General features: G+C 63.5%; 1 pseudogene. It reads left to right on the top strand.

Features of this window, described 5'->3' with window-relative positions:
* Window positions 1-72: 72 nt before the first annotated feature.
* Window positions 73-285: pseudogene (locus JMJ55_RS32020) on the top strand (transposase); the annotation flags it as partial.

Below are 285 nucleotides of genomic sequence, written 5' to 3'. Positions count from 1 at the left end.
ACCTTCAGCCCCAGCGAGTGCCGAAACTACCTCACCAACTCTGGGTACGCGTTCGACTAAACCTGAAATGCTCTAGCCCAGGCCGTGCAGGTCTCCACCGGCCAGAGCGTCGACCTGACCTATCTCGACCAAGGCTATACCGGCCCAAAGGCCGCTGACGCCGCCAAAGCGCGCGGGATCGAGCTGGAAGTGGTCAAGTTGTCAGACGCCAAGCGTGGCTTCGTGCTGTTGCCGCGGCGCTGGGTGGTCGAACGGACCTTCGCCTGGGCCACCCGCTTTCGCCGA

Origin of the sequence: Belnapia mucosa, from assembly GCF_016775475.1 — a bacterium.
Lineage (GTDB): Bacteria > Pseudomonadota > Alphaproteobacteria > Acetobacterales > Acetobacteraceae > Belnapia > Belnapia mucosa.
Note: the sequence above shows the minus strand (reverse complement) of the source record. Positions and strands in the feature narration are given on the sequence as shown.